Annotated in this window: 13 protein-coding genes; all 13 read right to left on the bottom strand. The window is 38.5% G+C overall.

Annotation, left to right across the window (positions count from 1 at the left end; genetic code table 11):
- Positions 1–116 precede the first annotated feature (116 nt).
- A complete protein-coding gene (locus HED67_RS05480; RefSeq protein ID WP_007286197.1) occupies positions 117–1121 on the bottom strand; it encodes a sensor histidine kinase in 1005 nt (334 codons plus the stop codon).
- Positions 1118–1777 (bottom strand): response regulator transcription factor, encoded by a 660-nt coding sequence (locus tag HED67_RS05475; RefSeq protein WP_055152489.1) that lies wholly within the window; start codon positions 1775–1777, stop codon positions 1118–1120. Before HED67_RS05475 ends, HED67_RS05480 begins: the two co-directional genes overlap by 4 nt.
- A gap of 58 nt (positions 1778–1835) precedes the next feature.
- Positions 1836–3815, bottom strand: a complete 1980-nt coding sequence (locus HED67_RS05470) for an FtsX-like permease family protein (protein WP_055152491.1) — start codon at positions 3813–3815, stop codon at positions 1836–1838.
- Complete coding sequence (locus HED67_RS05465; protein ID WP_117576622.1) at positions 3805–4575, bottom strand: ABC transporter ATP-binding protein; 771 nt, start codon at positions 4573–4575, stop codon at positions 3805–3807. Before HED67_RS05465 ends, HED67_RS05470 begins: the two co-directional genes overlap by 11 nt.
- A gap of 166 nt (positions 4576–4741) precedes the next feature.
- Positions 4742–4972 carry a hypothetical protein gene (locus HED67_RS05460; protein WP_055157124.1) on the bottom strand — a complete coding sequence of 77 codons (231 nt, stop codon included), beginning with the start codon at positions 4970–4972 and terminating at the stop codon, positions 4742–4744.
- Positions 4973–4987: 15 nt separating this feature from the next.
- Positions 4988–5317, bottom strand: a complete 330-nt coding sequence (locus tag HED67_RS05455; protein ID WP_221717741.1) for a DUF3784 domain-containing protein — start codon at positions 5315–5317, stop codon at positions 4988–4990.
- 14 nt (positions 5318–5331) lie between these two features.
- Positions 5332–5541 carry a helix-turn-helix transcriptional regulator gene (locus HED67_RS05450; protein WP_005342572.1) on the bottom strand — a complete coding sequence of 70 codons (210 nt, stop codon included), beginning with the start codon at positions 5539–5541 and terminating at the stop codon, positions 5332–5334.
- A 1-nt stretch (position 5542) separates the two neighbouring features.
- On the bottom strand, positions 5543–5857 hold the full coding sequence (locus tag HED67_RS05445) for a DUF6442 family protein (protein ID WP_055157126.1): 315 nt from the start codon (positions 5855–5857) through the stop codon (positions 5543–5545).
- 144 nt (positions 5858–6001) lie between these two features.
- Positions 6002–6913 (bottom strand): conjugal transfer protein, encoded by a 912-nt coding sequence (locus tag HED67_RS05440; protein ID WP_055157127.1) that lies wholly within the window; start codon positions 6911–6913, stop codon positions 6002–6004.
- A gap of 16 nt (positions 6914–6929) precedes the next feature.
- Entirely contained in the window at positions 6930–7937 is a 1008-nt protein-coding gene (locus HED67_RS05435; RefSeq protein WP_055285965.1) for a bifunctional lytic transglycosylase/C40 family peptidase, read from the bottom strand.
- Positions 7934–10144 carry a CD3337/EF1877 family mobilome membrane protein gene (locus tag HED67_RS05430; protein WP_055285967.1) on the bottom strand — a complete coding sequence of 737 codons (2211 nt, stop codon included), beginning with the start codon at positions 10142–10144 and terminating at the stop codon, positions 7934–7936. The genes HED67_RS05435 and HED67_RS05430 overlap by 4 nt, the downstream gene beginning before the upstream one ends.
- On the bottom strand, positions 10144–12594 hold the full coding sequence (gene tcpF / locus HED67_RS05425) for a conjugal transfer ATPase TcpF (RefSeq protein WP_221717740.1): 2451 nt from the start codon (positions 12592–12594) through the stop codon (positions 10144–10146). Before tcpF ends, HED67_RS05430 begins: the two co-directional genes overlap by 1 nt.
- Positions 12572–12970 carry a conjugal transfer protein gene (locus HED67_RS05420; protein WP_004843362.1) on the bottom strand — a complete coding sequence of 133 codons (399 nt, stop codon included), beginning with the start codon at positions 12968–12970 and terminating at the stop codon, positions 12572–12574. Before HED67_RS05420 ends, tcpF begins: the two co-directional genes overlap by 23 nt.
- Position 12971: the final 1 nt, after the last annotated feature.

Genomic DNA, 12971 nt, shown 5'->3' with positions numbered 1-12971 from the left:
ATATCAAAAGTAAAAAAGCAGGAATCATAATTTATAATAATTACGATTTCTGCTTTTTGCTAAAGTTAATGACATTGCCTTAAAGCACCGTATCAATGTTGGCATGGTTTTTCAAATTACTCTGAAAAATTATGAACTGTTCCTTTTGGAAATATAATTGTCAGTCTTGTATATTCTTTTTCCGTAGAAGCAATATCCAATTTCAACCCCAACCTATCGCATAATTTTTTAGATAGATACAGTCCCATACCTGTTGCATTTGCCTTGTTTCTGTTAGAACCAGTAAAGCCTTTTTCAAATACACGGGATAAATCAGACGTTTTTATTCCACAGCCATTATCTTCAATTACAAGCAGTATATTTGTTCCGTTGTCTTGACTGTATATCGTCAGTTTGTTTTCCTGCTTGTCAAAATACTTAATCGCATTTTGCACGATTTGAGATAGAATGAATGTCAGCCATTTTTCATCAGTATATACAACATTCTCTATGTCATGGATATTGATAATTACTTTCCTTTCCATAAGTGAATGACGAAATTTCAGAATGACATTATGTATCACTTCGTCTAACTGCAACTGTTTTACAAAATAGTCCTTTTCCGTATTTTCACTCCTTGCATAGTAGAGCATTTGTTCCACCAACTGAAATATCTTGTCTGTTTCTTTTTTTAACGTGTAATTTTTCGTATTATCGAACGTCAAAGACAATGCTCCTATCGGTATTTTAATTTCATGGGCGAAACTTTCCACATATTCTTGATAATCCTGCTTTTCCTCTGTGATTTTACCGATTTCATCATTCATAGATTTGCAGGCTTTTTTTAGTGCGTAGTAATAGGCTTCATTTTGAAATTCTTTTGGCTTTGGTAAAACATCTGCAATATAGTAGGTTTCTTCCAGTCCGTCTACTAAATCAATAATATGTTGCGAAGCCTTACGTTTCTTCCGATACAAACACCATTGAAAAAGCCCTTGTATGCTGATGAACAGAATTACCAGCAATACAACAAATAGCGTATCTACACCGTAGAAAATCAAGAGAAATGCTACTAAGGCAAGAAAGAAAAGCTGAAACAATATCTCTGTTATTTTTTCTTCTAAGAATGTAAAAAAGCTCACAGTTTCCAACCCTTTCCTCGTATATTTTCCAATAAATGAACAATACCGATTTCTTTCATTTTCTTTTTTAGACGGGTCATATTAACCAGTAATACATTTTCGTCTAAATAATATTTGTCGTTCCACAGCTTTTCCAATAGTTCTTCCTTACTGATAACTTTATCTTCGTTCATAAAGAAGTAGTATAAAATACGAAATTCATTTCTTGTCAATTCAATGCTTTTCTCTTGATACTTCAAAATAGATAAATGTAAATCAAGGGTACAATCTTTTTTAACAAGCTCACGGAAATTATTCGGGTTTGATAACTGCAATGCACGCTTGATCTTCTCAAGAAGAATAAGCGTGTCATACGGCTTTGTGATAAAGTCAATTCCACCCACTTGAATACTTTTCAATTCGTCAGCATTTGTATCTCTGCTTGTTACAAAGATAATAGGTACTGGCATAGCTTGTTTTATTTTCCTGCATACTTCATAGCCATTTTCATACGGCAGGTTAATATCAAGCAAAACCAGCTCTACGCAATATTGCTTTAATTCCTTTGTCAGATTTTCAAAGTTAGTCAACAAGACTGTTTCATATCCTTGTGTGTTCAATAGTTTAGAAAGCTCCAGACGAGTGATTTCATCATCTTCGATAATTGCTATTCTCATTTCCACACCCCCTTGATTTACTATTATAATAATTCCACAGCAGGAGAGCTAGAAAAATCTAACTCTCCTCATTGATATTTCGTTTGAAACCGATATACGTTGCTATCCAATAAATTCCGTATATAAAGAAGAAAATCAATAAGCTTCCTATGAAATAAGCCAAATAAGAATATTTACTCTGTAATAAAATTTGAAAAATATTATTCATAGATACTACCATGAAGAAACCACATATAATAGAATAAACGGTAGGAACACCAAACAGTATCAATAATTGCTTTTTGATTGTTCTAAAAAGTGATTTGTCATTCACACCTATTCTTCGTAACGTAGAATAACGATATTTATATTTAGTTGAATCACTTAATGATTGAACAGCAAGGATTGTTCCTACAGCAGAAATAAGCACAAAAGCAATATATAAACAGATACTTGCAATCATAGCTGTCATAGAGTTTTGTTCTTCTACTGTTGTTCCTCGCATATTTATTCTATAAGACTGAAGAACATCTTCTCCGTTTTCATTTACTTCAATAAATTTATCTTCCATATCTTTTAGAAATTGTTGTTCATAATCGGCTGTTGTATCTTCTTTTGTATCTACAATAAGATGTCTTTCAGCTATTTCTAAATCTTGCGTATAAACATCTGGAACAACTACGGTAAATCGACCAGAATTACACATTGCATACCAATATGTTTGCGTATCTATTTCTTTCAAATTTAATTTTTCCCCATTTGATAATTGTAAGACTTTTATCTCATTATTGTTTTCAACTTTATGCAAATATTGTTTGTCTGTAATAATAAGATATTCATTTTCTTTTAGCTGAGCTGTATCCAACCCCCTTAGTTCCAACATTTTATTGTAATCACTTAATTTCAAAATAGCGTCAAAATCGTAAAACTCTACTTGAAAGAAATTTTGTATCTGATGATTTGGTTCTTTATAGATGTCATATTCTAAAGAATTTGAAATCGTATATTCATCATCAATATAATCTAGGTATTCGCTAAAATCACTAAATGGTTTTTTAACTTCATAAATACTAATATCATAGGGAGAACTTCTTTCTATCGTGGATTGATATACACCTTTGTTGATACTGGAAAAATTCAAACACAATAAAGATAGTAATATCAACATGGAGAGTGTCCCGAATGTGAAACCCATTGTTCGAGCCTTAGACGCAAAGGTTCTGGCAACAAACAAATTATCACTTTTATATTTTAGTTTTTTGCTTTTTAACAAAACAGACAAGAACATATCTGCACAGGTTGCAGAAATACCATATATACTGATAATCAATACACAAATACAAATTGTTAAGTAACTGATGTTTTCACTTGTACTATAGTTTTCAAAATTAAATCGTGTGTGCCAAAAAACTAAAGAAGCTATACCTAACAAAAGACTTATAACAAAAATAATATTTCTTCTTTTACTACTGCGGAACATTTTCTTTTCATTTTGTTTGTCAAAATAAAGGAAGTCGTGTACCGTCATTTTTCTAATTCTTCGTAAAAGGTTAAGCAAAACCAATACGTATATCGCCATAAAATAAATTGCCAGCAATTCGATAGAAATAAGATTTAAAGAAATAAATATAACCTCTGGAATACCCAGCATTTTTACAATAACTAATGATACAAACTGACTGAACAGAAAGCCGAGCGGAATAGATAGTACAAATGCTAAAAATCCCAGTAATATATTCTCTGTTACAAGTAAATGTGCAACTTTCTTTTTCTTTATTCCAAGAAGCATATATGTCCCTAATTCTTTACTTCTTTTTTCAAACATGAACCTTGTCGTATAGTTAATCAGAAAACATACAACAAATACAATTACAGCATTGATAAAAGTTAATACTGTTTTGAATGACCCCATACCAGTAGATAACTCTACAACCTTATCAGAACTTGCAATTAAATTAAACGCAAGTATCAATGAAAATGAAATCGTAATCGTTATCAGATAAATCAAATAATCTTTAATGCTTCTTTTTGTATTTCTAACCGCTAATTTACCTAACATTTCCAACTTCACCTCCGAGCAAGGTTAATATATCCAGTATTTCATTGAAGAAATCTTTTCTGCTTTTTTCCCCTCTGAAAATTTCATTGAATATCTTACCGTCTTTTAAGAACAGAATACGTTCACAGAAAGACGCACTAAACGGGTCATGTGTTACCATTAAAATAGTAGCTTGCATTTTCTTGTTGATGTCAGACATTGTTTCTAGTAACAATCTGGAAGATTTTGAGTCCAAAGCTCCCGTCGGTTCATCAGCTAATATCAGTTTCGGTTCATTGATTAAGGCTCTTGCACAAGCACAACGCTGTTTTTGTCCGCCAGAAACTTCATAAGGAAATTTCGATAAAATATCACGAATACCCAATTTATCAGCGATAGCATGAACTCGTTTGTCAATATCAGCAGGGTTCTGTTTGTTGATTACCAATGACAAAGAAATGTTTTCTTCAATCGTTAAGGTATCTAAAAGGTTGAAATCTTGAAAAATGAACCCTAGATTTTCACGTCTAAAATCAGCAAAATCTTTATCTTTGATTTTGGTAATATCTTGATTGTTGACTGTAATGTGTCCGCTGGTTACAGTATCAATCGTAGAGATACAGTTTAATAGGGTAGTCTTTCCAGAACCACTAGCTCCCATTATTGCGACAAATTCGCCCTTGTCTACATACATAGAAATACCGTCTACTGCCTTTGTGATATTTCCAGAGTTACCCCCGTAGTATTTTTTTACTTGCTCTAAATTTAAAATGTGTTCCATTAAAAATCGCTCCTTTCTTCCTGCCACATTTATTTGTTTTGGAATACAATTAAATTATAGCAAGGGCTGTATTCAATTACACTTACAGTTTTGAAAGTAAACAGAGAGTAAAAGAGCCGTGATAATGCAGATCACAATTCTGTGAAGCATTTCCACGACCCTTTTATTATAATTTTACCGTTGTCTTTTTCGTAATGGTATAAATGTATTCCTCTGGCGTAGGGCGTTTATTCCCAAAATACTTTTTGAAATTTGCCTGCACCTCTGGGTCGGTGCTATTCATAGCTTCATCAATCGTAGCTTCAATATCCGCCCGAACATCAGCCAATGATACACCGCCAGCTTTTGCACCAGCTTTCAATGCCTTTTTTATATCTCTTTTGTTCAGTCCTATCATATTCATACCTCAATTCTACTTTTTAAAGCTAATAAGTTTTCCATTGTATTTTACAATGATGAATATGATATAAAACACTCCTACAACAATCAAAATAAGACCTATGTAATAGCCTAATTCAGAATGAGAGATTAAATTGATAATCGGCATAACAAGAATACCAATACTAACCAGTAAAGTGCCTATTCCTATTTTTTTTGTAAACACCTTTTTATCTTTAGGGTCAAGTTGTGTATAATGATAACCATGTAATAAAGTAATATTCTCTTTTATACCTATTTGATAAGATGTAAAAAGTAAAAACAATCCTATAACTATTTCAACAATCACTTCCTCTAATTCCATAATCGTTCTCTCCTTTAATCAAAATAAAATAATTCTTCAAATTTTTTATCTAAAGCTATACAAAGCACTAATGCCAATTTTGCTGTTGGATTAAATTGTCCAGTTTCAATAGAACTAATTGTATTCCGAGAAACCCCGACTAGTTCAGCTAATTCTGTTTGTGATAATTTTTTTTCTTTTCGTACAGTTTTTAATCTGTTTCTCAAAATTAAATGTTCGTCCATTCTATAAACCTACCATTAAAAATTTATAAAAGTAATACCCCATAAATAGAAGAAAGAATAAAGCAATAACAAATTTGGATTTATTTTTTGAAATATGTGCTTCATAACCCATAGAGCCAAATGCCACAGACCCAATAATTGTCATTATGTCATAGTAAGGTTCTTTACAAACTGCTTTAATGAAAAGAATTAAAATGCAGATAAATAAAACAAACATTAAGCCAAAAGATTTCCCTTGAAGTTTAATATGTTTTTCGTATTCATCAAGATATAGATTCTCTTTTTTGTTTTGTGATAGTATTTTTTCTTTATCCATTATATAACGCTCCTTTCAAATAATACCAAGTACACTTGTTATTTATATTATAGCATTCGGTCATTACAAGTCAATATTTTTGCACAGTTTTCTTGTCGTTTTGTAAAAGCGTGCAAATCTGATAGGAAATGCACGCTATATCATTTATCCTACAATCTTCCAGTTACTATCCTTATGTAGCACAAGCTCATACTGCGATACCTGCGTCGCTTTTGTCTGATTATCAATGAATTTTACCGCAACCTTGACTTTCACATTGTCGCCGTCCTTTATAAAGATAGGGTTTACCAGTTCAGAATAAAGGTAGTCCCTGCCGATAGGTTCAATCACATTTCCCAATACATAGTAAGCAAGCTCTTTTTCCGTCGCTGTTGGGTACAGCTTAAAGAATGTTTCCAGAAAAGCGGTAGCGTCATTTACCGTATCAGCGTCCACGCTTGCGTCTGCTTCTGGTGTCTTAGGCTCATAGTCTGATTTTTCAACTGCTGGTGCAAGGGTAGGGTTTTGAACGATTACCATATCCCCGTCTGCGTCCACATAGACTTTTACAGTATAGGTTGCTTTCACATTGCTTGTCTGTTCTCCCTCTTTTATCTGCTGATCTACTTCGTAGGTAGCAGAAAAAGTGTCCGCTCCCGATTGCTCGATATGCCATACAATCACATCTGTAACCGTGGAGCTGGTCGGTATATCGGTTCTAATGGTGTCTACATTTAAGTCCTGCAATTCCTTTGTCAGATAACCGCTGATTGCCTGCGTCCTTGCTTCGATAGCTTCTTTGCTGTTATCCCATGTGTAATAGGACTTCGCAAAGTTTTTCACGAAATTTTCTATCCCGTTGGTGTCCTGCAAGCGAAGTTCAATGATTTCTTTTTCATGGGTGGTGTGCTGGTCGATAGCCGTAAAATTCTTATACACCCCAAAGCTCACGCTTGCGACAAGCACCACCCACAACGCAATCACGGTTTTCTTATGTGTGCCTACCTTGACAGTACGCACCTTTTTTTCTTTTGGTTCTTTGATAGTTTCTGTCTGTTTCTTATTCTTCTTAAACATATTTTTCAAGTCCTTTCTATTGTTTTACTCGTCCTGCACCGATTAAGTGCTGTTGCCAGTAACTACTACTTAGGTCTGCATATCCTATCGGGTCGCCTGCGTGGTACATCTGTGTCGGCGAAACAAGAATACCGACGTGTGTTACATACGAACCAGCGTTATAGGTGGAATGGAAAAACACCAAATCGCCTGCTTTTGCCTGCGAGAGTGGCAGATGTTGGGTTGCGTCATACTGTGCTTGTGCTGTTCTCGGTAAGGAGATACCAGCTTTTCCATAGCACCATTGCGTCAATCCCGAACAATCAAAGGAAGTATTCGGGTTACTGCCACCATACACATACTTCCAGCCTTGATATTTCAACGCTTCATTCATTACCTTTTGTGCCAGTTCTCCCGATACCTGCGGAACTGCTAAATACTGATTGACTACTTCCACATAGAACATATTTCCATAGCCATACCGCCAGCCCCCATTCTTAGCAACGGCTATCGGGTTGGTGTAGGTTACTTTCTTTCCACCCGATTTCTCACGGGCGAAGCTCTCTGCAAGATTAAAAGTGTGTTTTTTTCCTTTTCCTGCCACATATCCCACATAGCCACCGCCATAGTTATAAGACTGTATTGCTACATTCAAGTCGTCGATACCTTGATTTTTGCAGGAAGAAAGCAGGGACGCAAAATACTTACACCCCTGCTTGATTGAGTTTTCCGTATCTAAAGAGTTGGGCGGTAAACCCAGACTTTCCGAACTCTGCATAACATCTTCTGCCGTACCGCCACTTTCTACTTGAATGATAGCAAGTAGCACATTGACATACTCGGAGATACCGTTTTCTCTGGCGTACTTTTCCACCATAGGCTGATGTTTCAAGACTTCTGCGGATAAGTTCATACCCGTAATGCCAGAAGAAAAGTTGCTGTTCTCATCGTCGCTGTCCGCACTAATCAGCACCCCAAAGAAAAGCACCAGAGAAAAGAGGATAGGAAACAGACTGCCGATAAGAGCGATATGTTTCAGTTTCATTTTTTCTTCTGTCCTTTCTTCGTTACAAGGTTACGAGTTTTCTCTATGGTCTGTTGGTTCTTCTGGACGGTTTGTGTTTGCTGAACCTTTATCCTGCGGTCTTTGGTGTCATTCTGGTGTGTTTCCTGCGATACCACTTTTTCTACATTCTGCTGTTGTGATAAACTATGTACTGGCTGTGCAGGCTGGGTCGCTTTTCTATCAGAAGCACCAGAAGATAGCGGACGCTCTTTGATAACATTTGTCTTGACTGGCTCACTTGCTTTTGAAGTGGTCGCTGTGGCAGGGCGTTTCACTTCCTGCATTTTTTCCGCACTCGGCTTTGGAATGGTTGAAGCTGTGGCTGGTCGCTCATGGGGACGGGTAGCTCCCGTTGTCGCTGATCCGTCCGTCTTTCGCTGTGCCTGCCTTGCTTCTTGTGCCTTTTGAAGCTCCATACGTTTGTCAGCGATATTCTGTCTATGCTGTTCCTGCTTTTCCAAACGTCCCGTCTGTCTGGACTGCTGTTCCTGCACCATGCCACGCTTAAAGTCGGACACGCTGGACTTTGCCTTTTCCTTTGCGGAATACACCGCATAAGCGGTCTGTGTCGGCATATCCTTGATATTCTCTTTGACAGCATTTGCCTTGTCTTTCACTTTATTTTTCGTATCTAAGACAGCACCCACCTTTGAGCCTGCACGCTGTCCCATACTGGAAGTAGATGTATTGCCCCGACTGTCTTTTGTGGCTGTGTTCCTTGTCGGTTTTCTGTTTGAAATCGTGCTACCTACCACCGCACCAGCAACACCGCCAGCAGTAACCGCACCAGCAAGCCGTCTTTCCATACGCCTAGCTCTATGTCGCATAAACAGATATGGTCTGCGGAATATCCTGCGTCCCATGTTTTGACTGTCGCCAGCGTTCAAAGAGAACATACTCATTAAATCGCCCAGCTTCATATAAATACCAGCGAAACATACTATCTGCAAGAACGCTACCATAAAGAACGGATAGTCCGTGGAGATGTTATAAAACATACTGGAAATGCTGAACGCCACCGTTACAATGAGCGTTATTCCTGCCCGTGTCATTATGGTATTAAACACCCTTACGATTGCCTGCTTCGCCATGCTTTCATAGCTCGGTATCATGGAAAGTAAAAAGCTGATAGGTAAAAACATTGCAAAGATAATAAAAAGTATCTGGCTAAATAACATCATGCCCGTAAGCAAGAATACAAATATCGTTATCCCTAAATTGAAGAACAGTAGGAAGAACACCATGCCTAAACGGTTCACGACCTGCGGTATCGTCAGATTGTTGTTGTCGTTATCTTCGATTTCTGTTTTCACGACTTCCTCTCTGGTCTTTCCGTCCTCGTCCTCTGGACTTACTGATACCAGAGCTTCCACACGGTCTGCCCCGATTTCTTCTGCGTTGCTGTTCCCGAATTGTAAGAGTAACCACGGCTGTTCCACTTGAATAGAAAATAAGCTGTCCCGTATCAAGTCCACGCTGTCCTTGCCCTCGCTGTCAGAGTTGGGGAGCATGATTTTTGTTCCCAAGTCCAAAGAAGCGGTACTGATGTCTGATGAAAATTCATTTATCTTCTTGATATAGTCGGGAGCGTAGGCAATAAAGGAAGCGGACAGCACGAACACCACCACAAAGTTGATAACAGCGTGAAGTGCCTTGCTGGTTTCCCGTTTTATCAGTCCCGTATAAGCAACATAAAGTCCCACCACTAAGATAATGAGAAGCAGGAAACCGACATAAAAGCCAGAACTGGAAAAACCGTTCTGTGTTACGCCTGCAAGGGTCTGTATGCTTTTTCCGATACTGTCTGCCATATCATTGATGAAGTCCAGCTTATAGGCTTCCTGCACCACATAGCCCGTAGCATTGCTTAGATACAGGCTTATCGTCCAGATAAAATTGGTAATGCAGTATAAGCCATACTGTACGGATTTTCCGATACCGTCCAGCCAGTTCCACGGCAACCACGACCAGCTATTATCCACATAAAAATCAAGCTGGTAATTCGACAGCGGATATTTAGAGTAAAGATTTTCTGCGTTTATGGTATCGTCCACAAGCCCCGTCGCATGAGCCACCGTCCCCAGAAGTGAAAGCAGGATAAGGGAGAGTGCCACCACGAACAGAGCCATTTTGAGAAAGTGAAGTATCTTCCTTTTTGTGAACGCACCTTTTATCCTTTCTTTCATCACTCCACCTCATTTCTCTGTACGGGCGGTCTGGTATCAAAGGCGTGTAGCAGTTCTTCAAAAACTGGGTGTATCTGTACCACACCGACACGCCCGTATAAGTCCTGCAATAAGCATTGTCCGTTCTCCAAATCACGAAGCCGTTTCTGGTTGTTTTCATCGTCCTTATCGATACCGAAAAATTCTAAGGTCTGTTTTATCTCGTTGATGTCAGTAGAACGGAAAGCGAATTTTAAGCCGATATTGTTTTTCAGACTTTCCTTTGCCACGTCCCCAGAAGATTGTGTAACGAAATAAACGCCTGCCTGCATAGCTCGTCCAGCACGAACCAGCTTGTTAGAGAGCGTTTCTCCTTGTGCCACATTTAAGAACGCCCACGCTTCGTCCAAATCGACAATCTTAAAAATACTTCTGTCCGAATGGATAAAATCAAGGGCAAAGGTACTAATCACAATCAGCATAGACACCGACAATAATTCAATAGTCGTGTATTCCTCAAAGGTCGTGTCCTTATCTGGCAGTACAAGGTCGTCTACTTGAATGATATTGAGCTGGTTATCAAGGCTGATTGCATTTTCCACCGTACCGTCTGAAAACAGCAGATGTGCAAAGTCGTAGTCCGTGAAGCTGTCGATATGGTCTGCGATATTTCTTGATATGGGCGTATCTTCACGGCGTAGCTCGTCTATCACATGGAGCAAGCCCCGACTGTCGCTCTGGGTAACGGAACGAACCGCTTTACGAAGTACGGGGAATTTTTCGCCGTCCCTAGAGGAAATACCCGTAAGGAATGTTAAGATGTCGATTGCCAGACTTTCAGCGTCCTTTACATTCTTCATAATCACGAATGGGTCAAGAAGTCCTGCATTGTCCTTGTCGCTGGTAAGATTTACGATATTGATTTCATGGGCTATCTCTGGGAGCGTTTCTTTCCAGTTGCCACGCTCGGCTTTGGGGTCTAAAATGACTGCTTGACCGCCAAACAACACCGAATAATACACCAGAAGATTGTTGCAGAACGACTTTCCACCGCCAAGCGAACCGACAAAAGCAGACGCTAAAGCGTTGGTAACTGTACCTTTTACGCCCTGCGAAGCTAAAGACGGTTGCAGGTACACATTTCTTCCCGTATCAACGGAATAGCCCATATAGATACCCGTGTTTTCTCCTAACTGCTGGGTAGCTCCAAAGCCCAGCCCTGCTAAAAAATCTGATTTTACATACTGCACATAATCATTGATATATCGCTTGTTGGCAGGAAGAAATTCAGAATGAAGCCCCAGCATATCCCCAGCAGGACGCACCAGCTTTACATTGAGGTCGTCGTAAAAGTCCTTGACTTCATCACAACGGCGTTTCAGCTCGTCAAGATCGGGTGCAGACACCCGTATCACGTAGCTTAACTTATACATACTTTCTTTGCTCTGGTCTAAGTCTGTTTCCAGCTCGTCCACGCTGTCTAAAGCGTCCACCACATTTGAGCTGGTTTCACTTCCAGCTTGATAGGCGTGATTGTCCAAATCTTTCAATTCCTTTTTCTTGTTGCGAACGGTCGTTAATGCTTTTCTGTTTTCCACGATTTCTACATTCATGGAAGTATCAACGGGGAATGTGAATTGCTGTTGCTGGAAATAAAAGATTTCAGACGACGGAAAGTCAAGCTCCCCGACAATCGCATTGACGGTAAAATAGGACACATAGCTTTCCTTGTCCTCATGTTCCAAGCGTAAATACCGCTGGTTTTCCTCAATCACACACCTTGTCGGACGGATAAGGTCGTAGTATTTTATCAGCGTTTCTTTCTTATAGTTCTTCTTTGGTAGCTGGTACTCATAATCTTCATAAGCGATACCGTCCCTGCCGTAAAGATGTTCCATGAGATACCCAAAATCATTGATTTCCAAACGACGCACCTTAAAGCGACGGGAGATTTTGTTTTCCAGTAACTTTTCCATTTTCATGTAGCGGTTGATTTCATCATTCGGCATGGAAACAAAGTCATTCATCAGCGTGTGATTGACTTCATGGAGAAATTCCTTAAACGTCAGCCACGCCGATTTTTTGATGTTCTTCAGATTGAGCTGTTCTTCCGTTACCATGAGCTTAAAGCCAAGAAAAAAGCGGTAGTCCACTTGATTGTCCCCAATCATAGAAATCAACGCTTCGGTCTGTTCGTCTATCTTCTGATAGGCAACTTCCTTTAATTTTCCCGTTACCAGTTTCTTTGACTGCTCCTGCATACTTCTTATGGAGCTTTCTGTGGCAATCTGCAACGCATGAATTTTACCCTCACGGGACTGTGCGATAAGCTGTCGGAAACTGTCATGCACGATAAATTTCTGCTCTGCGGATAAGAAAGAATAGTTATACGGTATCAGCTCATAATAAGCAAACACTTCATTGTCCTTGTTCCAGACAAGGTTGTTGTCAATATATTTTATCGGGAACATAGTTCACACTCCTTACTGCCGTGATTGTTTCATTCAAGGTCTGCTTATGCAGTTTTACGGCTTTTCCTGCATAAGTGATTTTAGGTCGCAGGGCATAGGTTATCTGTGATTTCAAAAAGCTGTACGGTTTCTTTCCGTCAAAGGTTTTCTGCGACATAAACCAAGTGAGAGCAACGGGAATACCAAAATATTTGAGAAATGCTCCCTCAATCATGGAAAGTGGGGGAATATCCCCAAACAGAATGATGATAAATTCTGTAATCACAAACCATGTAATCTGTGTAAAGGTAACGGGAAAGGGTAAGTTAAAGTCATTGATTGCATACAAGACTTTTTCCACGTTCCAGATACCCGTATAAGATTTAATCTTTTTCAAG

The organism is Pseudocoprococcus catus (genome assembly GCF_019734885.1).
GTDB lineage: Bacteria > Bacillota > Clostridia > Lachnospirales > Lachnospiraceae > Coprococcus_A > Coprococcus_A catus.
The sequence above is the reverse complement of the archived record's forward strand: the minus strand, read 5'-3'. Positions and strand labels throughout refer to the sequence as shown.

What these genes read in the sequence shown, in the direction of transcription:
- HED67_RS05475 (WP_055152489.1), bottom strand. Translation starts at nt 1,777, where the DNA reads ATGAGAATAGCAATTATCGAAGATGATGAAATCACTCGTCTGGAGCTT.
- HED67_RS05470 (WP_055152491.1), bottom strand. Translation starts at nt 3,815, where the DNA reads ATGTTAGGTAAATTAGCGGTTAGAAATACAAAAAGAAGCATTAAAGAT.
- HED67_RS05465 (WP_117576622.1), bottom strand. Translation starts at nt 4,575, where the DNA reads ATGGAACACATTTTAAATTTAGAGCAAGTAAAAAAATACTACGGGGGT.
- HED67_RS05460 (WP_055157124.1), bottom strand. Translation starts at nt 4,972, where the DNA reads ATGATAGGACTGAACAAAAGAGATATAAAAAAGGCATTGAAAGCTGGT.
- HED67_RS05455 (WP_221717741.1), bottom strand. Translation starts at nt 5,317, where the DNA reads ATGGAATTAGAGGAAGTGATTGTTGAAATAGTTATAGGATTGTTTTTA.
- HED67_RS05450 (WP_005342572.1), bottom strand. Translation starts at nt 5,541, where the DNA reads ATGGACGAACATTTAATTTTGAGAAACAGATTAAAAACTGTACGAAAA.
- HED67_RS05445 (WP_055157126.1), bottom strand. Translation starts at nt 5,857, where the DNA reads ATGGATAAAGAAAAAATACTATCACAAAACAAAAAAGAGAATCTATAT.
- HED67_RS05440 (WP_055157127.1), bottom strand. Translation starts at nt 6,913, where the DNA reads ATGTTTAAGAAGAATAAGAAACAGACAGAAACTATCAAAGAACCAAAA.
- HED67_RS05435 (WP_055285965.1), bottom strand. Translation starts at nt 7,937, where the DNA reads ATGAAACTGAAACATATCGCTCTTATCGGCAGTCTGTTTCCTATCCTC.
- HED67_RS05430 (WP_055285967.1), bottom strand. Translation starts at nt 10,144, where the DNA reads ATGAAAGAAAGGATAAAAGGTGCGTTCACAAAAAGGAAGATACTTCAC.
- tcpF (WP_221717740.1), bottom strand. Translation starts at nt 12,594, where the DNA reads ATGTTCCCGATAAAATATATTGACAACAACCTTGTCTGGAACAAGGAC.